The sequence below is a fragment of the Streptomyces sp. NBC_01410 genome (assembly GCF_045040195.1).
Classification (GTDB): domain Bacteria; phylum Actinomycetota; class Actinomycetes; order Streptomycetales; family Streptomycetaceae; genus Streptomyces.
In genome coordinates, this window is sequence record NZ_CP109530.1 from 6,409,401 (window position 1) to 6,430,629 (window position 21,229).

16 protein-coding genes, 1 pseudogene and 1 riboswitch are annotated in these 21,229 nt (G+C 71.4%); of the genes and pseudogenes, 13 read left to right on the forward strand and 4 right to left on the reverse strand.

Translation table 11 applies throughout. The features are described from left to right. Window positions 1-65: 65 nt before the first annotated feature. Window positions 66-1,115 (forward strand): CobW family GTP-binding protein, encoded by a 1,050-nt coding sequence (locus tag OG741_RS29495; RefSeq protein ID WP_405602912.1) that lies wholly within the window; start codon window positions 66-68, stop codon window positions 1,113-1,115. Here the strand turns inward: OG741_RS29495 and OG741_RS29500 are convergent. Next, on the reverse strand, window positions 1,112-3,562 hold the full coding sequence (locus OG741_RS29500) for a DNA topoisomerase (ATP-hydrolyzing) subunit A (protein ID WP_405602914.1): 2,451 nt from the start codon (window positions 3,560-3,562) through the stop codon (window positions 1,112-1,114). The two genes, OG741_RS29495 and OG741_RS29500, sit on opposite strands and share 4 nt — an antisense overlap. A gap of 199 nt (window positions 3,563-3,761) precedes the next feature. Here OG741_RS29500 and OG741_RS29505 point away from each other — a divergent pair, with 199 nt between their 5' ends. From OG741_RS29505 to OG741_RS29520, 4 genes are all read left to right on the forward strand, one after another. Further along, a complete protein-coding gene (locus OG741_RS29505; protein ID WP_266489218.1) occupies window positions 3,762-5,105 on the forward strand; it encodes a pitrilysin family protein in 1,344 nt (447 codons plus the stop codon). Continuing rightward, window positions 5,102-6,490 (forward strand): M16 family metallopeptidase, encoded by a 1,389-nt coding sequence (locus OG741_RS29510; RefSeq protein WP_405602916.1) that lies wholly within the window; start codon window positions 5,102-5,104, stop codon window positions 6,488-6,490. The genes OG741_RS29505 and OG741_RS29510 overlap by 4 nt, the downstream gene beginning before the upstream one ends. A gap of 230 nt (window positions 6,491-6,720) precedes the next feature. Further along, window positions 6,721-6,885: riboswitch (cyclic di-AMP (ydaO/yuaA leader) on the forward strand. 12 nt (window positions 6,886-6,897) lie between these two features. Next, complete coding sequence (locus OG741_RS29515) at window positions 6,898-7,668, forward strand: M23 family metallopeptidase (protein ID WP_405602919.1); 771 nt, start codon at window positions 6,898-6,900, stop codon at window positions 7,666-7,668. A 197-nt stretch (window positions 7,669-7,865) separates the two neighbouring features. Next, window positions 7,866-8,543, forward strand: a complete 678-nt coding sequence (locus OG741_RS29520; RefSeq protein ID WP_266489222.1) for a GntR family transcriptional regulator — start codon at window positions 7,866-7,868, stop codon at window positions 8,541-8,543. A gap of 171 nt (window positions 8,544-8,714) precedes the next feature. Here the strand turns inward: OG741_RS29520 and OG741_RS29525 are convergent, their stop codons facing one another. Further along, the gene (locus tag OG741_RS29525; RefSeq protein ID WP_266489224.1) at window positions 8,715-8,996 is read right to left on the reverse strand and encodes an HPr family phosphocarrier protein; all 282 of its coding nucleotides are present in this window, start codon (window positions 8,994-8,996) and stop codon (window positions 8,715-8,717) included. Between the two features lie 106 nt (window positions 8,997-9,102). On the opposite strand from OG741_RS29525, the gene OG741_RS29530 reads away from it, so the two are divergent. Genes OG741_RS29530 through OG741_RS29545 form a run of 4 tightly spaced genes read left to right on the forward strand, consistent with a single transcriptional unit; the run spans window position 9,103 to window position 14,571 of the window. Continuing rightward, window positions 9,103-12,048 carry a GNAT family N-acetyltransferase gene (locus OG741_RS29530; RefSeq protein ID WP_405602922.1) on the forward strand — a complete coding sequence of 982 codons (2,946 nt, stop codon included), beginning with the start codon at window positions 9,103-9,105 and terminating at the stop codon, window positions 12,046-12,048. A gap of 37 nt (window positions 12,049-12,085) precedes the next feature. After that, window positions 12,086-12,670 (forward strand): DUF5998 family protein, encoded by a 585-nt coding sequence (locus OG741_RS29535; RefSeq protein ID WP_405602923.1) that lies wholly within the window; start codon window positions 12,086-12,088, stop codon window positions 12,668-12,670. After that, complete coding sequence (locus OG741_RS29540; RefSeq protein ID WP_405602925.1) at window positions 12,670-13,875, forward strand: alkaline phosphatase family protein; 1,206 nt, start codon at window positions 12,670-12,672, stop codon at window positions 13,873-13,875. The genes OG741_RS29535 and OG741_RS29540 overlap by 1 nt, the downstream gene beginning before the upstream one ends. A gap of 45 nt (window positions 13,876-13,920) precedes the next feature. After that, window positions 13,921-14,571 carry a thymidine kinase gene (locus OG741_RS29545; protein ID WP_405602927.1) on the forward strand — a complete coding sequence of 217 codons (651 nt, stop codon included), beginning with the start codon at window positions 13,921-13,923 and terminating at the stop codon, window positions 14,569-14,571. A gap of 62 nt (window positions 14,572-14,633) precedes the next feature. Here the strand turns inward: OG741_RS29545 and OG741_RS29550 are convergent, their stop codons facing one another. Beyond that, window positions 14,634-17,240 (reverse strand): LuxR C-terminal-related transcriptional regulator, encoded by a 2,607-nt coding sequence (locus tag OG741_RS29550; protein ID WP_405602929.1) that lies wholly within the window; start codon window positions 17,238-17,240, stop codon window positions 14,634-14,636. A 74-nt stretch (window positions 17,241-17,314) separates the two neighbouring features. Here OG741_RS29550 and OG741_RS29555 point away from each other — a divergent pair, with 74 nt between their 5' ends. The 3 genes and pseudogenes from OG741_RS29555 to OG741_RS29565 all read left to right on the forward strand — a co-directional run. Next, window positions 17,315-17,746, forward strand: a complete 432-nt coding sequence (locus OG741_RS29555) for an ATP-binding protein (protein ID WP_405602931.1) — start codon at window positions 17,315-17,317, stop codon at window positions 17,744-17,746. A 44-nt stretch (window positions 17,747-17,790) separates the two neighbouring features. After that, window positions 17,791-19,257 carry a glycoside hydrolase family 1 protein gene (locus OG741_RS29560; RefSeq protein ID WP_405602933.1) on the forward strand — a complete coding sequence of 489 codons (1,467 nt, stop codon included), beginning with the start codon at window positions 17,791-17,793 and terminating at the stop codon, window positions 19,255-19,257. A gap of 24 nt (window positions 19,258-19,281) precedes the next feature. Continuing rightward, window positions 19,282-19,395: pseudogene (locus OG741_RS29565) on the forward strand (thymidine kinase); the annotation flags it as partial. A gap of 1 nt (window position 19,396) precedes the next feature. On the opposite strand, the gene OG741_RS29570 reads toward OG741_RS29565, so the two are convergent. Continuing rightward, window positions 19,397-20,170 carry a VOC family protein gene (locus tag OG741_RS29570; RefSeq protein ID WP_405602935.1) on the reverse strand — a complete coding sequence of 258 codons (774 nt, stop codon included), beginning with the start codon at window positions 20,168-20,170 and terminating at the stop codon, window positions 19,397-19,399. Between the two features lie 225 nt (window positions 20,171-20,395). Here OG741_RS29570 and OG741_RS29575 point away from each other — a divergent pair, with 225 nt between their 5' ends. Then, entirely contained in the window at window positions 20,396-21,226 is an 831-nt protein-coding gene (locus OG741_RS29575; RefSeq protein WP_405602937.1) for a sulfurtransferase, read from the forward strand. The last annotated feature ends 3 nt before the right edge of the window (window positions 21,227-21,229 follow it).

Consider the following 21,229-nt stretch of genomic DNA (forward strand, 5'->3'; position numbering starts at 1 on the left):
CACGGAGACGCCGTGCGGATGCCCGCTCCGTACGCGGTGCGCCACCGGAGCTACTATCGGCGGTCATGGTCAGCAAACCCGTACCCGTCATCGTTCTCGCGGGCTTTCTGGGATCCGGCAAGACCACCCTGCTCAACCATCTGCTGCGCCACAACGGCGGCAGCCGTATCGGCGTGATCGTCAATGACTTCGGCTCCATCGAGATCGACGCCATGACGGTCGCCGGCCAGGTCGGATCCACCGTCTCGCTCGGCAACGGCTGTCTGTGCTGCGCCGTCGACGCGAGCGAGCTGGACGACTATCTGGAGCTGCTCACCCGGCCCGCCGCCCGTATCGACATCATCGTCATCGAGGCGAGCGGGCTCGCCGAGCCGCAGGAACTCGTCCGGATGCTGCTGGCCAGCGACAATCCGCGGATTGTGTACGGGGGACTGGTCGAGGTCGTCGACGCCGCTGAGTTCGACGCGACGCGCTCGCGGCACCCGGAGATCGACCGGCATCTCGCGATCGCCGATCTGGTCGTGCTGAACAAGACGGACCGGGTCGGGCAGACGGATCTCGACCGGGTGCTCGGGACGCTCGGTGAGCTCAGCGGTGCCGCGCCTGTCATGCCCGCGATGTACGGCCGGGTGGACCACGAAGTGCTCTTCGACCCGGCCGCCAGGACCGAGCGCGAGAAGGTACGCCAGCTCTCCTTCGAGGACCTCTACGACCACGAGGACGATCATGATCACGCGGGGCATCTGCACGCCGCGTACGACAGCGTGGACTTCACCGCGCAGGCACCCATGAACCCGCGCCGGCTGATGGACTTCCTCGACTCCCCGCCCGAAGGGCTGTACAGGATCAAGGGTTTCGTCGACTTCGGCACGGCCGACCCCCGCAACCGGTACGCCGTCCACGCGGTCGGCCGTTTTCTGCGCTTCTACCCCGAGCCCTGGCCGCGCGGGGCGGAACGCCTCACTCAGTTGGTGCTCATCGGCTCCGGCGTCGACGCGGACAAGCTGCGCGAAGGGCTGGACGAGTGCCGGACGGCAGGACCGCAGGACGCCCCCGATGAGCACAGCATGTGGGGCGTCCTGCGGTTCGTCCAGGCGGAAGACGACAGGCCCTAGCTCGCCGGGCCTGCCAGCACCGCCACCGCCGAGGTCAGCGGAGTGCCCGAGCCGTCACGGCGCGGGTCCTGCTCCGGGAGCTCGGCCGGTGAGCCGTTCTTCTGCGCGGCCCGGGCCGGGGCCGCGCCCGCCCATGCCAGTACGAGCACGTCCTCGCCCTTGAGGAAGCGCTGGCAGCGCACCCCGCCCGTGGCCCGCCCCTTGCGGGGGTACTGGTCGAACGGCGTGAGCTTCGCCGTCAGCGCCGAGTCGTCCAGCGTGCCGTGCGAGCCCGCGACCGTGAACACCACCGCGTCCCCGGCCGGGTCCACCGCCGTGAACGAGATCACCTCGGCGCCCTCCGACAGTTTGATTCCGGCCATGCCGCCCGCTGCCCGGCCCTGCGGCCGTACCTGCCCCGCCTGATAGCGCAGCAGCTGCGCGTCGGACGTGACGAAGACCAGGTCCTCCTCGCCCGTACGCAGCTCGGCGCCGCCGACGATCCGGTCACCGTCCCTGAGAGTGATGACCTCCAACTCGTCCTTGTTGGCCGGGTAGTCGGGCACGACGCGCTTGACGACACCCTGCAGGGTGCCCAGCGCCAGGCCCGGCGAGGACTCGTCGAGTGTGGTGAGACAGACGATCTGCTCGTCCGCGTCCAGCGACAGGAACTCCGCGACCGGCGCGCCGCCCGAGAGATTGGGCGCGGACGCCGTGTCCGGCAGCTGTGGCAGATCGATCACCGCAAGCCGCAGCAGCCGCCCGGTCGAGGTCACCGCCCCCACATCGCCGCGCGCGGTCGCCGGGACGGCCGAGACGATCACGTCGTGCTTGGTGCGCTTGCCGCCGTCGTCGGCAAGCGGCTCGCCGGTGGCCGTACGCGCCAGCAGGCCGGTCGAGGACAGCAGCACCCGGCACGGGTCGTCCGCGACCTCCAGTGCCACCGCGGCGATGGGCGTGCCCGCCGACTCCAGCAGCACGGTCCGCCGCTCGGTGCCGAACTTCTTGGCCACCGCGGCCAGTTCGGAGGAGACCAGCTTGCGCAGCTCGTTGTCCGACTCCAGGATGCCGGTCAGCTCGTCGATCTCGCCGTTCAGCCGGTCGCGCTCGCTCTCCAGCTCGATCTTGTCGAACTTGGTCAGCCGGCGCAGCGGGGTGTCCAGGATGTACTGCGTCTGGATCTCGCTGAGCGAGAAGTGCTCGATCAGCCGCTGCTTCGCCTGCGCGGAGTTGTCGCTGGAGCGGATGAGGCGGATGACCTCGTCGATGTCGAGCAGGGCGACGAGCAGGCCCTCGACCAGATGCAGCCGGTCGCGCCGCTTGGTGCGCCGGAACTCGCTGCGGCGGCGTACGACGTCGAAGCGGTGGTCGAGATAGACCTCGAGCAGTTCCTTGAGCCCCAGCGTGAGCGGCTGGCCGTCCACCAGCGCCACATTGTTGATGCCGAAGGACTCCTCCATCGGCGTCAGCTTGTAGAGCTGCTCGAGGACTGCCTCGGGCACGAAGCCGTTCTTGACCTCGATGACCAGGCGCAGTCCGTGCGAGCGGTCGGTGAGGTCCTTGACGTCCGCGATGCCCTGGAGCTTCTTCGACGAGACCAGGTCCTTGATCTTCGCGATGACCTTCTCGGGGCCGACCGTGAAGGGCAGTTCGGTGACGACCAGGCCCTTGCGGCGGGCCGTGACGTCCTCCACGGAGGCCGTCGCGCGGATCTTGAAGGTGCCGCGGCCCGACTCGTACGCGTCCTTGATGCCGCTCAGGCCGACGATCCGGCCACCGGTCGGCAGGTCGGGACCGGGGACGAAGCGCATCAGGGTCTCGAGGTCGGCGCCGGGATGCCTGATCAGATGGCGGGCGGCGGCGATCACCTCGCCCAGATTGTGCGGCGGCATGTTCGTCGCCATGCCGACCGCGATCCCGGACGCGCCGTTGACCAGCAGATTCGGGTAGGCGGCGGGGAGCACGACGGGCTCGCGCTCCTGGCCGTCGTAGTTCGACTCGAAAGCGACGGTGTCCTCGTCGATCGACTCGGTCATGAGGCTGGTGGCGTCGGCCATCCGGCACTCGGTGTACCGCATGGCGGCGGGCGGGTCGTCATTGCCGAGCGAGCCGAAGTTGCCGTGCCCGTCGACGAGCGGCAGGCGCATGGAGAACGGCTGTGCCATCCGCACGAGGGCGTCGTAGATCGACGCGTCGCCGTGCGGATGGAGCTTGCCCATGACCTCGCCCACGACGCGGGCGCACTTCACATAGCCACGGTCGGGGCGCAGGCCCATTTCGTTCATCTGGTACACGATCCGGCGGTGCACCGGCTTCATACCGTCACGTGCGTCCGGCAGGGCCCGGGAGTAGATCACCGAGTAGGCGTACTCGAGGAAGGAGCCCTGCATTTCGTCCACGACGTCGATGTCGAGGATCTTCTCCTCGAAATCGTCCGGAGGCGGGGTCTTCGTGCTGCGGCGGGCCATCGCGGCTGCTGCTCCTTCACGTACCAGGTCTGGAACTGACGCCGACCATTGTGGACCGTCCCACTGACAACGCCGACCGCGACCCGGGAACGCCGCCAGGCGACAGGCATCGGCCCGCGACGCCGCCCGGTCCCAGACCTCCCCCTCTAAAGTGGCAGGGCTGACAAAGACAAGCAGCATCGCGATCGAAGGGACGTACATGCCCATGGGTCACACGGCCACAGCGCAGGCCGGTTCCGGCGGCCTCACAGCGACAGAGCACCGGCTGGCCAACGGCCTGCGTGTGGTCCTCTCCGAGGACCATCTGACCCCGGTCGCCGCGGTCTGCCTCTGGTACGACGTCGGCTCGCGGCACGAGGTCAAGGGCCGTACCGGCCTGGCTCACCTCTTCGAGCACCTGATGTTCCAGGGGTCGGGGCAGGTCAAGGGCAACGGTCACTTCGAGCTGGTGCAGGGGGCCGGCGGCTCGCTGAACGGCACCACCAGCTTCGAGCGCACCAACTACTTCGAGACCATGCCCACCCACCAGCTGGAGCTGGCGCTCTGGCTGGAGGCCGACCGGATGGGCTCGCTGCTCGCCGCACTCGACGACGAGTCGATGGAGAACCAGCGCGACGTCGTCAAGAACGAGCGCCGCCAGCGCTACGACAACGTCCCGTACGGCACGGCCTTCGAGCGGCTGACTGCTCTCGCCTACCCCGAGGGCCACCCGTACCACCACACCCCGATCGGCTCGATGGCCGACCTGGACGCGGCGACCCTCGAGGACGCCCGCGCCTTCTTCCGTACGTACTACGCGCCGAACAACGCCGTGCTGTCGGTCGTCGGCGACATCGACCCGGTGGAAACGCTCGCCTGGATCGAGAAGTACTTCGGCTCGATCCCCTCGCACGACGGCAAGCAGCCCCCGCGCGACGGCTCGCTGCCCGAGGTCATCGGCGAGCAGTTGCGCGAGGAGATCCGCGAGGAGGTCCCCGCGCGGGCGCTGATGGCCGCCTACCGGCTGCCGCACGACGGCACCCGCGAGTGCGACGCCGCGGATCTCGCGCTCACCGTTCTCGGCGGCGGCGAGTCCTCCCGGCTGCACAACCGTCTGGTGCGACGCGACCAGACGGCCGTCGCCGCCGGGTTCGGTCTGCTGCGCCTCGCCGGCGCCCCCTCTCTCGGCTGGCTGGACGTCAAGACGTCCGGCGGTGTCGAGGTCCCGGAGATCGAGGCCGCGGTCGACGAGGAGCTGGCGCGGTTCGCCGCCGACGGCCCCACGCCCGAGGAAATGGAGCGCGCGCAGGCCCAGTTGGAGCGCGAGTGGCTCGACAGGCTCGGCACGGTCGCGGGCCGCGCCGACGAACTGTGCCGGTACGCCGTGCTGTTCGGCGACCCGCAGCTGGCGCTGACCGCCGTGCAGCGGGTGCTCGAGGTCACCGCCGAGGAGGTGCAGGCGGTCGCCAAGGCGCGGCTGCGCCCCGACAACAGGGCGGTGCTGGTGTACGAACCCGTCTCGGCGCCCGAGGGAAGCAACGAAGAGGAAGAGGCGGACCAGTGAGCGACGCTGCCGTGACGATGACGTACCACCCGCAGCCCACGGCGGGGGAGGCCAGGCCCTGGGCGTTTCCCGCCCCCGAGCGCGACACACTGGACAACGGCCTGACCGTGCTGCGCTGCCACCGCCCCGGCCAGCAGGTGGTGGCCGTCGAGCTCTCCCTCGACGCCCCGCTGGACGCCGAGCCCGAGGGCATCGACGGCGTCGCCACGATCATGGCGCGCGCCCTGTCGGAGGGCACCGACAAGCACACCGCGGAGGAGTTCGCCGCCGAGCTGGAGCGCTGCGGCGCCACCCTTGACGCGCATGCCGACCACCCCGGCGTCCGGGTCTCCCTGGAGGTCCCGGTCTCCCGGCTGCCCAAGGCGCTCGGCCTGCTCGCCGAGGCCCTGCGCGCGCCCGCCTTCGCCGACAGCGAGGTGGAGCGGCTCGTACGCAACCGCCTCGACGAGATCCCGCACGAGACGGCCAACCCGGCCCGCCGCGCGGCCAAGGAGCTCTCCAAGGAGCTCTTCCCGGCCGCCGCCCGTATGTCGCGCCCCCGCCAGGGCACCGAGGAGACGGTGGCCCGGATCGACTCCGCGGCCGTGCGTGCCTTCTTCGAGGCGCACGTCCGGCCCGCCACAGCCACCGCGGTGATCGTCGGAGACCTCACCGGGGTCGACCTGGACGCCGTTCTCGCCGAGACCTTCGGCACTTGGACGGGCGACAGCGCCAAGCCCCGCCCCGTACCTCCGATCACGGCGGAAGACACCGGCCGCGTGGTCATCGTGGACCGCCCGGGCGCCGTGCAGACCCAGCTGTTGATCGGCCGGATCGGCGCGGACCGGCACGACCGCGTATGGCCCGCGCAGGTGCTCGGCACGTACTGCCTCGGCGGCACCCTCACCTCGCGCCTGGACCGCGTGCTGCGCGAGGAGAAGGGCTACACCTACGGCGTACGGGCCTTCGGCCAGGTGCTGCGGTCCGCCCCGGACGGCTCGGGCGCCTCGATGCTGGCGATCAGCGGCTCGGTGGACACGCCCAACACCGGACCGGCGCTGGACGACCTGTGGAAGGTGCTGCGGACGCTCGCCGCCGAGGGGTTGACCGACGCCGAGCGTGACGTCGCGGTGCAGAACCTGGTGGGTGTCGCGCCGCTGAAGTTCGAGACGGCCGCGTCCGTCGCGGGCACGCTCGCCGACCAGGTCGAGCAGTTCCTCCCGGACGACTACCAGGCGCAGTTGTACGTGCGGCTGGCCGAGACCGGCACCGTGGAGGCGACGGCGGCGGCCGTCAGCGCCTTCCCGGTGGACCGTCTGGTCACGGTGCTCGTCGGAGACGCCTCGCAGATCGAGGAGCCTGTCAGGGCGCTGGGTATCGGCGAAGTGACCGTTGTCACCGGCTGATTGCCCCTCGCGCGATCCGGACAACTCCGGCTGAACCCGGCGCAACAGACAAGCGGAACCCCGGCATCCAAGCGGTGCCGGGGTTCCGTGCTATGTCCGGTTTATTGCGGAGGCTGCCTGTCTGCCCTGTGGGATGCACGACAAAAGGGCCTGTCTGTTTGGTGATTGAAAGTCGGCCCGCCTAGCGTCGGTCCGGCTGTTCGCCAGTAGCCCGTCGCATCCGCGGCATCGGACAGCCATCGCCGAGTCCCCGTCTGGCGCGAGCCTGGGGAGCCGGGGACCCACTCAGTCCCTGGGGTGAATCGGACGCCTTCGTATCCGTACGGAGGGGCCCGTAGGAGACCTTCCTGCTCCGAACCCGTCAGCTAACCCGGTAGGCGAGAAGGAAGGAAAGGACCAGCCACTTCATGGCGTTCACCCGTGCCACCGGGAAGCACCGTGCCCCGAGCCGCCTGTCGCGCAGGAGCGCGAACATGGCGGGCGCAGCGGCCCTTGCCACCACCGGCGTCATCGGAACCCTCGCTTCCCCGGCGCTCGCCGCCACCCCGGGCATGGCCCCCGTCGAGGACACCGGCCTGACCCAGGTCGTCACCGCCGACACCCTCGCGGACCAGATCGCCGACCAGGCCGCCGCCCAGAAGCAGGAGGCCGCCGAGGCCATCGCCAAGGCGAAGGCGGCCGAGGAGGCCAAGCGCAAGGCCGAGGCCCGCGTCAAGGCCGCCCGCGAGGCCAAGGAGCGCGCCGCCCGCGAGGCCGAGCGCAAGCGCCTCAACTCCTTCGTCGCGCCGATCAGCGGCTCGTACGTCTCCACGGGCTACAAGACCGGCGGCGCCGTCTGGTCCTCCGGCAGCCACACCGGCATCGACTTCCACGCCGCCTCCGGCACCACCGTGCACGCGGTCGGCTCCGGCACCGTCGTCGAGGCCGGCTGGGGCGGCGCTTACGGCAACAACGTCGTGATCAAGATGAAGGACGGCTCGTACACGCAGTACGGCCACCTCTCCTCGATCTCGGTCTCGGTGGGCGAGAGCGTCACCCCGGGCCGGCAGATAGGCCTCTCCGGCGCGACCGGCAACACCACCGGGCCGCACCTCCACTTCGAGGCACGCACCGGCCCCGACTACGGCTCCGACATCGACCCCCTCGCGTACCTGCGCGCCCACGGCGTCAGCGTCTGAGAACAGCAGAACAGCGCCCGAGCGCGGGCGCGCGAGAAGGCCCCGGCTTCCTGCCGGGGCCTTCGGCGTTCGGAGCCCTGGCCAAAAGATATCCATGGATTCCCGGGTGCCATCGGAAAATCCGGCCCACTGCAATAGAGTCACCGAACAGACGCCAATCGGCTGCGTTTCGCGCGGATTAAAGCGGAGGTTCGGTCATGCGCATTCCCGCGCACTCGGTATGCACGGCGATCCGCGACGACATCGTCTCCGGTGTATTCGAGCGCGGCAGCCGGCTCACCGAGGAGCAGCTGGCGCGCCGCTACGGCGTCTCCCGGGTCCCGGTGCGCGAGGCCCTGCGCACCCTGGAGTCCGAGGGCTTCGTCACCACCCGCCGGCACGCGGGTGCCTGTGTCGCCGAGCCCACCGAGCAGGAGGCGGCCGACCTGCTGGAGGTCCGGATGCTGCTGGAGCCCCTCGGCGCGGCCCGCGCGGCACAGCGGCGTACGGAAGCGCACCTGAAGGTCCTGCGCGGCCTGGTCAGGCTGGGCCAGGAGCGCGCACGCCGCGGCCAGGGCGAGGACCTGCGCTCACTGGGCGGCTGGTTCCACGAGACCCTCGCCCAGGCCTCCGGCAGCCCGGGGCTGATCGCCCTGCTCACCCAGCTGCGGCACAAGATCGCCTGGATGTACGCCGTCGAACAGCCCGCCACGCCCGTGGACTCCTGGGCGGAGCACGGCGCGATCGTGGACGCGGTGGCGCGCGGCGACGTGGAGCGGGCCCGCGCGCTGACGGCTGTGCACGCGGAGCGGGCCGCGTCGGCGCACCGGCTGCGCCGTCCCGAGCGGGTGAGGACTTCGCAACATGCCGTAAACACCACGAGCGTCCGCCATTAACAGGCGCGCCGTATACAAAGGGAAGGATATTCGCGGGGCTTCTTTTCTGCTGCCCGAATTCATGGAGCCGGGCGCGGAAATGAACGTCGGACCGGAAAATGTGCACAGCCGCGGTCGCCCCAATTCGGGAGACCGCGGCTGCGTGCCGCCGGGCGCATTCTGCTCAGCCGCTCAGACCGTTTCGGGAAGCTCCTCGAGCCCCTCGGCGACCAGCTTGGCCAGCCGGTCCAGGGCCGCCTCGGCGCCGTCCGCCTCGGAAGCGAGCACGATCTCCTCGCCGCCCTGCGCGCCCAGGCCGAGCACGGCGAGCATGGAGCCGGCGTTGACCGGGTTGCCGTCGGCCTTGGCGATCGTCACGGGGACGCCGGCAGCCGTGGCGGCACGGACGAAGATGGAAGCGGGGCGGGCGTGAAGGCCCTCGGCCCAGCCGACATTGACGCGGCGCTCAGCCATGGTGTTGCCCTTCAAGTCTCAACGGTTGTCTAGACCAGTCTCTCATGTGTCGCGGCGTGCTCCCGAACCGACCCGCGACCGGTGGGTGAGCCGTACGCTTTCACACATGCAGACCCAGCCGGATCACGCCTACCCCGATCACTGGGAGGCGGACGTGGTGCTGCGTGACGGCGGTACCGCGCACATCAGGCCCATCACCACCGAGGACGCCGAGCGTCTGGTCAGCTTCTACGAACAGGTCTCCGACGAGTCGAAGTACTACCGGTTCTTCGCGCCGTACCCCAGGCTCTCCGCCAAGGACGTCCACCACTTCACCCATCACGACTACGTGGACCGGGTGGGTCTGGCGGTCACGGTCGGCGGCGAGTTCATCGCCACCGTCCGCTACGACCGCATCAACGCGGAGGGCCGCCCCGCGAGCTCCCACCCGTCTCCCACCGCCACCCTTGCCGGAGGGCGCTCCGCGCCCGCCCCTCCCGTCTCCGACGAGGCGGAGGTCGCCTTCCTCGTCCAGGACGCGCACCAGGGGCGCGGTGTCGCCTCCACCCTCCTGGAGCACATCGCGGCGGTCGCCCGTGAGCGGGGCATCCGGCGCTTCGCCGCCGAGGTGCTGCCCGCCAACAACAAGATGATCAAGGTGTTCCGGGACGCCGGGTACACACAGAAGCGCAGCTTCGAGGACGGCTCCGTCCATCTGACCCTCGACCTCGAACCGACCGCCGAGTCCCTCGCCGTCCAGCGCGGCCGCGAGCAGCGGGCGGAGGCGCGCTCCGTGCAGCGTCTGCTCGCACCGGGGTCGGTCGCCGTCGTCGGCGCCGGCCGCGCGCCGGGCGGCGTGGGGCGCACCGTGCTGCGCAACCTCCTGGAGGCCGGGTACGCGGGCCGTACGTACGCCGTGAACCGCGCCCTGTCCGAGGATCAGCGGGAGATCGACGGTGTCCCCGCCTTCCGGTCCGTGGGCGAGATCGGCGAGCCGGTGGACCTCGCGGTCGTCGCGGTCCCCGCCGAGCGGGTGCCGGAGGCGGTCGCCGACTGCGGCGAGCACGGCGTCCAGGGTCTGGTTGTCCTCACCGCCGGATACGCCGAGAGCGGCGCCGAGGGACGTGAGCGGCAATTCGAACTGGTCCGGCAGGCTCGCTCGTACGGCATGCGCATCATCGGCCCGAACTCCTTCGGCATCATCGGCACCGCGGAAGCCGTCCGGCTCAACGCCTCGCTCGCGCCTGAGTCCCCGGCCCCCGGGCGCATCGGCCTGTTCACCCAGTCGGGCGCGATCGGCATCGCCCTGCTGGCGGGCCTCCACCGGCGCGGCGCGGGGCTCTCCTCCTTCATCTCGTCGGGCAACCGCGCGGATGTGTCGGGCAATGACTTTCTGCAGTACTGGTACGAGGACCCGGACACCGATGTCGTCCTGCTGTACCTCGAATCGATCGGCAACCCCCGCAAGTTCACCCGGCTCGCACGGCGTACGGCGGCGGTGAAACCGGTGGTCGTGGTCAAGGGCGCCCGCCACAGCGGCAGCGAGCCGCCGGGGCACGCGGTGCCGGTGACCCGGATCCCGGACGCCACGGTCGGCGCGCTGCTGCGCCAGGCGGGCGTGATCCGCGTCGACACCGTCACCGAACTCGTCGACGTGGGTCTGCTGCTGGCGGGCCAGCCGTTGCCCGCGGGGCCGCGCGTGGCGATCCTCGGCAACTCCGAGTCCCTCGGGCTCCTCACGTACGACGCCTGCCTGACCGAGGGGCTGCGCCCGCAGCCGCCGCTCGACCTGACGACGGCGGCGACGCCCGCGGACTTCCGTGCGGCTCTGGCCGAGGCGCTGAAGGACGACGCGTGCGACGCGGTGGTGGTGACGGCCATCCCGTGGGTCGGCGAGAACGGCGTCACGGAGTCGGGCGACGGCGAGGTCCTGGCCGCGGCCCTGCGCGAGGCCTCGGACGCGTCCCCGGCGAAGCCGGTGGCGGTGGTCCATGTGGAGATGGGCGGCCTGGCGGAGGCGCTGGCGGCGGCGTCGAGCACGCGGACGACGGAAGCGCCCGCCACCACGACCGCTCCCGCCCCGCCCCCCAGCGCTCCAGCCCGTTCCGCCACCGCTCCCGCGCCACCTCCGGCGCCGACCGCGCCCCCCGTGTCGGCGGCCGCCCGCTATGGGGCCCCCGCCCCCGCGGCCGCCCCGCACGACTACCGCATCCCCGCCTACCCCGCCGCCGAGCGCGCCGTCCGTGCGCTCTCCGAGGCCGTGAAGTACGCCCAGTGGCGCCGCAACGCCGCCGACCCCGGCAAGGTCCCCGAATACGAGGACATCGACGAGCCCGGTGCCGCCCGCCGGATCGAGGCGCTCCTCGGGGGGCACGACGACCCTCGCGCGCGCACGCTCGCCCCGGACGACGCCCGCGCGCTGCTGGGCCGGTACGGCATCGACGTCCGGCCCACCCTCCCGGCGCCGGGACCGGATGCCGCGGTTCGCGCCGCCGGACAGCTCGGCTATCCGGTGGCCCTCAAGACCACCGCCCCGCACCTGCGCCACCGCGCCGACCTCGGCGGCGTACGGCTCGATCTGGCCACCGAGGACCAACTGCGCCAGGCTTACCGGGAGCTGACCGAGACCTTCGGCAAGCCGGAAGAGCTGCAGCCCGTCGTCCAGGCGATGGCACCCCGCGGGGTGGACACCGTCGTCCGTGCCGCCATCGACCCCGCCGTCGGCGCGGTCCTCTCCTTCGGGCTCGCCGGTGCGGCCTCCGAACTGCTCGGCGACACCGCCCACCGGCTCGTTCCCGCCACCGACCGTGACGCGGCCGAGTTGATCAGGGCCATCCGGACCGCGCCCCTCCTCTTCGGCTGGCGCGGCTCCGCGCCCGTTGACACCCCCGCCCTGGAGGAGCTGCTGCTCCGGGTGTCACGACTGGTTGACGACCACCCGGAAGTGGTCGGGATCAGCCTCGAACCGGTCGTTGTCGCTCAGCGAGGCCTCTCCGTGCTCGACGCCTCCGTACGCCTCGCGCCACCCCCCGCCCGCACTGACCTGGGCCCCCGCCGACTCCCCAGCTACTGAGCGCTCACCGGCCCTGCGGGCCCGTAGGATGGACCGCATGGCGAAGACCGGTACGACGACCCAGGGGCTGCGCGCGGCGATCGAGCGCAGCGGCTATTACCCGGCCCTCGTGGCCGAGGCGGTGGAGGCCGCTGTCGGTGGCGAGCAGATCGCGTCGTACCTGGTGCACCAGGAGACGACGTTCGACGCCAACGAGGTGCGTCGCCATGTCACCGTCCTCGTCCTGACGGCCAACCGCTTCATCGTCAGCCACACCGACGAGCAGGCCGCCGACTCCAGCTCCCCGACGCCGTACGCCACGACCTCGACCGAATCGGTCAAGCTCGGCCGGATCTCCTCGGTCGTGGTAAGCCGTGTCGTCGCCAACCCCGAGTCGTACGCCCCCGGCACCCTGCCCCGCGAGGTCGTCCTGACCATCGGCTGGGGCGCCGTCTCCCGGATCGACCTGGAGCCCGCCGCCTGCGGGGATCCCAACTGCGACGCCGACCACGGCTACACCGGCAACTCCACCGCCGACGACCTGAGCCTGCGCGTGAGCGAGGCCGGCGACGGCCCCGACGCTGTCCGCCAGACGCTGGCCTTCGCCCAGGCGCTCTCCGAAGCCACGGCAGCCACGCGCTGATGCCCCAGTCCACCGCCCAGTCTGCGATCTGGCCCGACGACCCGGTGCGGCTGGCCGTCGACACCGCACCCGTCCCCGAGTACGGCACCGGCTCGCTCGCCGATCTGCTGCCGACGCTCGCGGCGGGCCAGGGCGTACCGGGACTCGCCCACAGCATCCCCGAGCTCACCCCCGCCGACCGGAACTGCGTCTTCCTGATCGACGGACTCGGCTGGGAGCAGATCAAGAACCACCCCGACGAGGCCCCCTACCTCACCTCGCTGCTCGGCACCTCGCGCGGCGGCACGGGACGGCCCATCACCGTCGGCTTCCCCGCCACCACCGCCACCTCGCTGGCCTCCATCGGCACGGGTCTGCCGCCCGGAGCCCACGGCCTGCCCGGCTACACCGCGCGCAATCCGGACACCGGCGAGCTGATGAACCAGCTGCGCTGGAAGCCATGGACGCAGCCGCGCGTCTGGCAGCCGTACCCCACCGTCTTCCAGCTCGCCGACGAGGCGGGCGTCCACACCGCCCAGGTGTCCTCGCCGACCTTCGAGCACACCCCGCTCACGAAGATCGCACTCAGCGGCGGCAGTTTCCTCGGCAGACTCACCGGCGAGGAGCGCATGGACCTCGCGGCCGAGCAACTGGCCATGGGGGACCGCTCGTTGGTCTACACGTACTACAGCGAAGTCGACGGCAAGGGCCATCGCTTCGGTGTCGACTCCGACGCCTGGCGCGGCCAGCTGATGTACGTCGACCGCCTGGTGCAGCGCCTCGCCGAGCAACTGCCGCCCCGCACCGCGCTGTATGTCACCGCTGACCACGGCATGATCGACATCCCCTTCGACGAGCAGTCGCGCATCGACTTCGACGAGGACTGGGAGCTGCGCGCCGGAGTCGCCCTGCTGGGCGGCGAGGGGCGGGCCCGCCATGTCTACGCCGTCCCCGGCGCCGAGTCCGACGTGCTCGCCGTCTGGCGCGAGGTGCTCGGCGAGCAGTTCTGGGTGGCGAGCCGGGACGAGGCGATCGCGGCCGGCTGGTTCGGCGCCAGGGTCGACGAGCGGGTGTACGGGCGGATCGGCGACGTCGTCGCGGCGGCCCACGACGACGTGGTGATCACCGCGTCCGTCAACGAGCCCCACGAGTCGGCGATGGTCGGGATGCACGGCTCCATGACCCCCGTCGAGCAGCTCGTTCCGCTCTTCGAAGTACGCTCCTGACTGTTCCTCTCCCCCCGCACAGCCCCGAAAGGTCCTCAACTCCCCATGCCCGAGCTGGTGTTCTTCTCCGGAACGATGGACTGCGGAAAGAGCACTTTGGCGCTCCAGATCGGACACAATCGTTCGGCTCGCGGGCTTCAGGGTGTGATCTTCACGCGGGATGACCGGGCGGGGGAGGGGAAGCTGTCCTCCCGGCTGGGCCTGGTCACGGAGGCGGTCGAGGCCACCGAGGGCATGGACCTGTACGCGTACCTCGTGGACCAGTTGTCCAAGGGCGGCAAGGCGGACTATGTGATCGTCGACGAGGCGCAGTTCCTCGCGCCGGCCCAGATCGACCAGCTGGCGCGGGTCGTCGACGACCTCGGGCTCGATGTCTTCGCCTTCGGTATCACCACCGACTTCCGCACCAAACTCTTCCCTGGCTCGCAGCGGCTGATCGAGCTGGCCGACCGGATCGAGGCCCTCCAGGTGGAGGCTCTGTGCTGGTGCGGCGCCCGGGCGACACACAACGCCCGCACGGTGGGCGGGGAGATGGTGGTCCAGGGCGCCCAGGTGGTCGTCGGCGACGTCAACCGCCCGGTGGAGGAGATCAGTTACGAGGTCCTGTGCCGCCGCCACCACCGTCGCCGGATGACCAGTGCTTCGGCCCACGCGGGCGCACTGTCCCCCGACGTCCTGCCGGTCACATCAGCTTGACGGCGTGGTGCCACGGGAGTTGGCGGCCGAGCGCGGGGGAGGCGAGAGGCGCGAGCAGGCGTTCAGGAGGGCGGGCCGGTGGGTGGGCCGGGCTCGCGCTGGTGGGCCATGACGGCGAGTTCGACGCGGGAGCCCACGCCCAGTTTGCTGAAGATGGTGGTGAGATGGGACTGGACCGTGCGGTGCGAGAGGAACATCCGTGCCCCGATGTCGGGGTTCGAGTAACCCTGCGACACAAGGGCGACGATCTCGCACTCCGTACCGCTCAGCGCGTCCCAGCCCGTGCCCGCTGAACGCTTCGCGCGTCGGCCGGCGGCCACGCCCGCCGCGGTGAGACGTTCCTCCGCGCGGCGCGCGTCCCACGCCGCTCCCAGCGTGCCGTACACGTCGAGAGCCGCGTGCAGCTCCGCACGGGCCTCGTCGCTCCTGTCCAGGGCCGCCAGCGTGACGGCCGCCTGCTCGCGGGTGTAGCCGACGTAAAGGCGGCGGCCGACACGGCTGAAGGACTGCGCCGCCTCGTCGAGCCGGTCGGGATCCCGGGCTTCGGCGGCGCGGCACAGAAGAGCCGTGGCCCGCAGGCACTGCGCCGGCTTGGTGGCCGCGAGGTCGTCGAGTGCGTCACCGACAGTCGTCAGCAGCCCGGGGGCGGTGGACATCGAGGCCAGGCGAGCCAGGTCGGGACCGAGTGCGTGCAGGGACGCGAGCGGCAGGGACCGTACGCCCTCGGTCCAGACCTCGAGGAGCAGGTCGAGCGCACGATCGGGAGCACCGTCCGCCTCCCGTACGAGCGCCGTCGCCCACTGGCGCAGGAGTTCCCCATTCCGGCCGCTGGGGGTGTCGTCCGGCTGATTGCCCGGGTGCAGGAGGGTGGGTCGGTGCGCGAGGGTGGATCGGTCCGCGAGGTGCGCGGCGGTGCGGTTGTCACCGCGGTGGACGGCGATCAGCGCGGCCTGGCTGCGCAGGCTCTGCCCCAGGCCCAGCCCGTCGAAGCCCTCCAGGCCGGCGTCGACCTCCGCCAGGGCGTCGTCCCACCAGCCCTCGGCGTAGCAGAGCCTGGCCTTGCCCAGGTGGTACCACGTCAGGAAGACGTTGCCGCCGTGCTCGCAGTCGTGCAGGGCCGCGTCGAAGGCCTGGTGCGCTTCGGGACCGCGCTCGAGATCCATCAGGGAGAGGCCGCGTATGAGATGAGGGGCCATCTGAAGGTCGGGCCTGATCTCCTGGTTGGCCAGCTGGACGAGCGAACGGTCGACCAGCTCCAGCGCCTCGGCCGACTCCTGTACGGACAGGCGCAGGATCGCCAGGAGCCAGTGGCCGAAGGCGGTCGTGTACGGGTCCGAGCTGCTCTCGCCCATCTCCACGGTGCGCCGGGCGGCCTGCGCGCACGGCGTCGGATTGCCGAGGAGATAGTGTCCCTGGGCGGCGAGCGCCTGGAAGCGGGCAGCCGTCGCCCCATGGACCTGAGGAGAGGCCAGCGCCGCCTCGGCGACGGCCACCGACTCGTCCACCCGGCCCTGCTGGAACACGCTCTGCGCCAGCAGCCAGCGCAGATCCGTCTTGCCGACGACGACACCGCCCCCGGCGTCCAGCGCCTGCGTCGCCGCCCGCTGGGCGCTCGCGGGGTCCCCCGCCCGGAGCAGGGCACGCGCCAGTTGCCCGCGCAGCGTGTGGGTGCGCGGGTCGTCGCCGTCCATGAGCGGCAGGGTGCGTTCCAGCAGTTCCACGGCCAGGGCCGGGGCCCTGACCGCGAGCGCTTCGATGTCCCGGACCAGCCAGTCCACGATGCGCAGGTACTCGTAGGAGTCCGCGAGCACCAGGTACTCGGCCGCCCGTTCGACCGGGGCTCCTGCGGCCGCGAGCGACTGCCACGCCTGTACGCGAAGGGCCGTGCGCACACTCTGGGAGACACCGTCCGCCAGCGCCTGGCGCACCAGGTCGTGCCGGAACACCAGACGGTCGCCCGCGTCGACCAACAGCCCCTCCTGAACCGGCGCGCTCAGCGCCTCCCACAGCTTCATGACGGGCATCCCGAGCACGGTCGCCAGCTCGGACAGATACACCCGCGAGCCCAGCACCGCGGTCTCCTCCAGCACCTGCCGTGTGGGGCGCGGCAGGTGCTGGAGGCCGTCGAGGATCGTCGCGGTCAGCGAGCCGGGCAGCGCCGCCCTCGCGTCATCGCCGGCACTGGCATCGGTCGGGTCACCGGGGTCACTGGCGTCCGGTGCGAATCCGATGCCCGTGGCCGTCGCCTCACGATCGCGTGCCGCCGCACGCTGTTCGTGGGCGGAGATCAGCTCGTGGACGTACAGCGGGTTCCCGGCCGCCGCGGACAGGCTCGCGAGCAGCGCGGGAGAGGGACGCGCCGGTCCGCTCAGCCGTTCGGCCAGCCGGAGTACCTCCGTGTCACTGAGCGGAGCCAGGTCCAGCACGATCGCCCCGTCCGCCCGCAGCGCACGAAGGACGGCGGCCGGGTCGAGCTTCGTGGGATGCGATGCCGCAGAGCAGGACCGCGGCTCGGTCGGCTGGATTGCCAGGGTGATCAGCAGCGGGAGCGTGGGCAGCGCCCGTTGCAGGCGCTGGAACAGCAGCTGTGTGGAGCCGTCGGCCCAGTGCACATCATCGACAACGAGCGCGCCGGGGCCGTGGGCACACCACTCGTCCACAACTTCCACGGCCGCTTCGGTGACCGAGAACTCCCAGCCTGCCGCGGCCTCGCCCGCCCGCTGACCGCAACTGCGACATGACCTTGGCGACATCAGTCGCGTCCGAACTGGTCACCAACGCCGTACGCCACGCCGGCGGGCTCACCCCGCGCATCGTCGTGACCATGGAGGTCCGGGCGGAGGGGCAACTGGGCTTCGGCGTCGGCGACGAACACCCCGGGACCCCCGCCCTCGCCTACGCGTCCAAGGACGCGGAGCGCGGCCGTGGCCTGGCCATCGCGAGCTTCCTCGCCGCGGAGCTGGGCGGCACGATCGCGGTCGAGCGTCACCGGGGCGGCGGCAAGACCGTCTGGGCCGAGTTCCCCGGCCTCCTCGCGGACATCCTGAGGCCCGCGGGCACCGAGGACGCGCCCCGCACGGTGTGCCGGTACAAGAGCGGGGGCTCAGCAGGGACGTACGAGAGTCCCGAAGCGGCCCGCCCCCGGGCGCCGGACGCCGTCTTCAGCGCCGCCTGACAACACCAGCATCCCTGCACCACTGACACCGGAAGGGCCCACAAGTGAACGCAACGGCGTCGGACCGCGCCGCAGCGGAAGCTCCCGCCGAACGCCTGGCCTTCCCCGACGGCTTCGTGTGGGGCGCCGGCACCGCCGCGTTCCAGGTGGAGGGTGCCATCGGCGAGGACGGCCGCGCCGCGTCCATCTGGGACACCTTCTGTGCGCGCCCCGGCGTCGTGTGCAACGGGGACACCGGCGAGATCGCGGCCGACCACTACCACCGGTACGCCGAGGACGTGGAGCTGATGCGGCGCATCGGCCTTGACGCGTACCGCTTCTCGGTGTCGTGGCCGCGCGTCCAGCCGACCGGAGCGGGACCGGTGAACGCGGCCGGGCTCGATTTCTACGACCGTCTCGTCGACGCGCTGGTGAGCCGCGGAATCGATCCGGTCCTGACCCTGTACCACTGGGACCTTCCGCAGGCGCTCCAGGACCGCGGCGGCTGGGGCGCCCGCGACACGGCCGCACGCTTTGCCGACTACGCCGAGGCGGTCGCCGGCAGGCTGGGAGACCGGGTCGCGCTGTGGACGACCGTGAACGAGCCGTGGTGCGCGGCCTTCCTGGGTCACGCGGCCGGGGTACACGCGCCGGGCCTGATGGATCCGGCCCTCTCCCTTCGCGCCGCGCACCATCTGCTGCTCGGGCACGGACTCGCTGTGCAGGCGCTGCGTGCCACGCTCGGCGGCGACCACGAAATCTCCGTCGCGCTCAATCTGTCACCGGTGACCGCGGCCACGGACAGCGAGGCGGACTCCGATGCGGCGCGCCGCATCGACGGGCTGCTCAACCGCATGTTCATCGAGCCGCTGCTGCTCGGCCGGTACCCGGCGGACGTCCGCGAAGACATCCGCCATCTCACCGATTGTGGGTTCGTACGCGACGGGGACGAGCACGTGATCGCCTCGCCGATCGACCTGCTCGGGGTGAACTACTACAGCCCCACCACGGTGGGCGCCGCGAAGCCGTCCAGTGTGCCGAGCCCGTGGGCGGGCGCGGCTGGCCCACGCTCCTGCGCCACCGAGGAGGGCGCGAGCCCGTGGGCCGGTACCGACGGCGTGGAGTTCCATCAGCCGGAAGGTCTGCCCCGGACCGCCATGGGATGGGCCGTGCAGCCACGCGGGCTGTACGAACTGCTGCTGCGGCTCCACGAGGACTACCCGCCCATCCCCCTGATCATCAGCGAGAACGGCGCCGCCTACGACGACGGCGCCGACGGCCTGGGCCGGGTGCACGACCCGCAGCGGGTGCGCTACCTGCGCGAGCATCTGGCCATGACCCATGAGGCGATCACCGCCGGGGTGGATCTGCGGGGCTACTTCGTCTGGTCGCTCCTCGACAACTTCGAGTGGAGCTTCGGTTACGGGAAGCGTTTCGGCATCACCCACGTCGACTTCGAGAACCAGCGGCGCTCCCTCAAGGACAGCGCCCTGTGGTACCGCGACGTCATCGCGGCGAACGCGGTGACCTGAGCCCGGGCGGGAGCGGGCCCCGAGCCGTGGCAAATCGGTTACGAGGTGCTGTGCCGGCGCCACCACCGGCGGCGGATGACGGCGGCCACCGCTCCCGCCGCCCTCTCGCCGGACGTCCTCCCGGTGGAGGTCACTTAGGTCAGCGGGCAGCCGACCGTACGATCGTGAACACCGCGCCCTCAGGGTCCGCGACAATCGCGAGCCGGCCGCTGGACGCCTCGCGCGGCGGCTGCACCACATGCCCGCCGAGCCCCACCACCCGTTCCGCGGCCTCGTCGGGGTCCTCCACCTCGAAGTACGTCATCCAGTGCGTGCCCCGGTTGCGCGGCAGCGCATGGCCCACACCGTGCAACGAAGCCACCGGGCGCCCTTCCAGAAGCAGCGTCACATAGTCAAGGTCCGCCGAGACGACCGCCTCCACCTCGTAGCCGAACACCGCTTGATAGAACTTGCCGACCGACGAGGTCTCCACGGTCAGCAGCTCGTTCCAGACAGGCGTGCCATGTGTGCCGTACACCGCGGTGCCGCCGTGGGCGCTCGCCTGCCAGATACCGAAGACCGCGCCCGCCGGGTCGGTCACCACAGCCATCCGGCCTGCGTCCTCGGCGTCCAGCGGGCCGACTCCGACGGTGCCTCCACAACTCCTGATCGTCTCCGCGGTGGTGTCCGCGTCGTCGGTCGCCAGATAGGGCGTCCAGGCGATCGGCAGTTGCCGGTCGGCCGGAAGAATGCCGATACCGGCCACCTCCTTGCCGTCGATCAGCGCCCGGACGTAGGGGCCGAGTTGTTGCGGGCCGGGGGAGAACTCCCAGCCGAACAACTCGCCGTAAAAGGTCTGGGTCCTGTCAAGGCCATGCACCATCAAGCTCACCCAGCAGGGTGTGCCGGGCGTGTGCCGAGTCGCCTCGGTCATCGTCACTCTCTCCTCGGACCATCGTGGTGGCCGTGCGGGGGGACCGGGTACGCGCCGTTGTGCGGAACGGCCGCGCCCCGTGCAGATGGTTCCACCACCCGGCGTCCGGCGCGCCCCGGCCGCGCCGGATTTGGCGGGTTCCCGATGGAGGATGCCCGCTTTGACATTTCCCATCCGTTTCCGCGGCGTTATCGTGCGGCCGGGCACTGCGCAAGGATGGCCCTTATGAACCCCATCATCACCGCCACCGAACTCGCGAGCGAGCTGTCCTCGACCCGGCCTCCAGTGCTTCTGGACATCCGCTATCAGCTGGGCGGGCCGCACGGGCGGCCGGACTACGAGGCCGGGCACATTCCCGGAGCGGTCTTCGTCGACCTTGATGCGGAACTGGCCGGTCCGCCCGGCGCCGGGGGCCGTCACCCGCTGCCGGACCCGGAGGCCTTCGGCGCGGTGATGCGCCGGGCGGGCGTCTCGCCGGACACTCCGGTGGTCGCCTACGACGCCGACAAGGGCTGGGGGGCGGCACGCGCGTGGTGGCTGCTGCGCTGGACGGGACACGCGGACGTACGGGTCCTGGACGGCGGCCTCGCCGCGTGGACGGGCCCACTGGAGACCAAGGTCCCCGAGCCCGACGAGGGCACCTTCAGGCCCGCACCGGGCGCGCTCGCGCTCCTGGACGCCGACGGTGCGGCTGCTCTGGCCCGCTCCGGCCTGCTGCTGGACGCCCGCGCCGCGGAGCGCTATCGCGGCGAGGTGGAGCCCATCGACCCGGTGGCGGGCCATATCCCCGGCGCGGTCTCGGCACCGACATCGGAGAACGTCGACAAGGACGGCCGCTTCCTCCCGGCCGGGCAACTCGCCTCCCGCTTCGCTGCCTTCGGCGCGACGGCCGACTCCGGGGTTGTTGGCGTCTACTGCGGCTCGGGCGTCTCCGCCGCGCAAGAGGTCATCGCCCTGGAGATCGCGGGCTTCGAGCCCGCGCTGTACGCGGGCTCCTGGTCGGAATGGTCCCGCGACCCCAACCGCCCCGTGGCAACGGGCCCTCAGCCGGGCTGACGC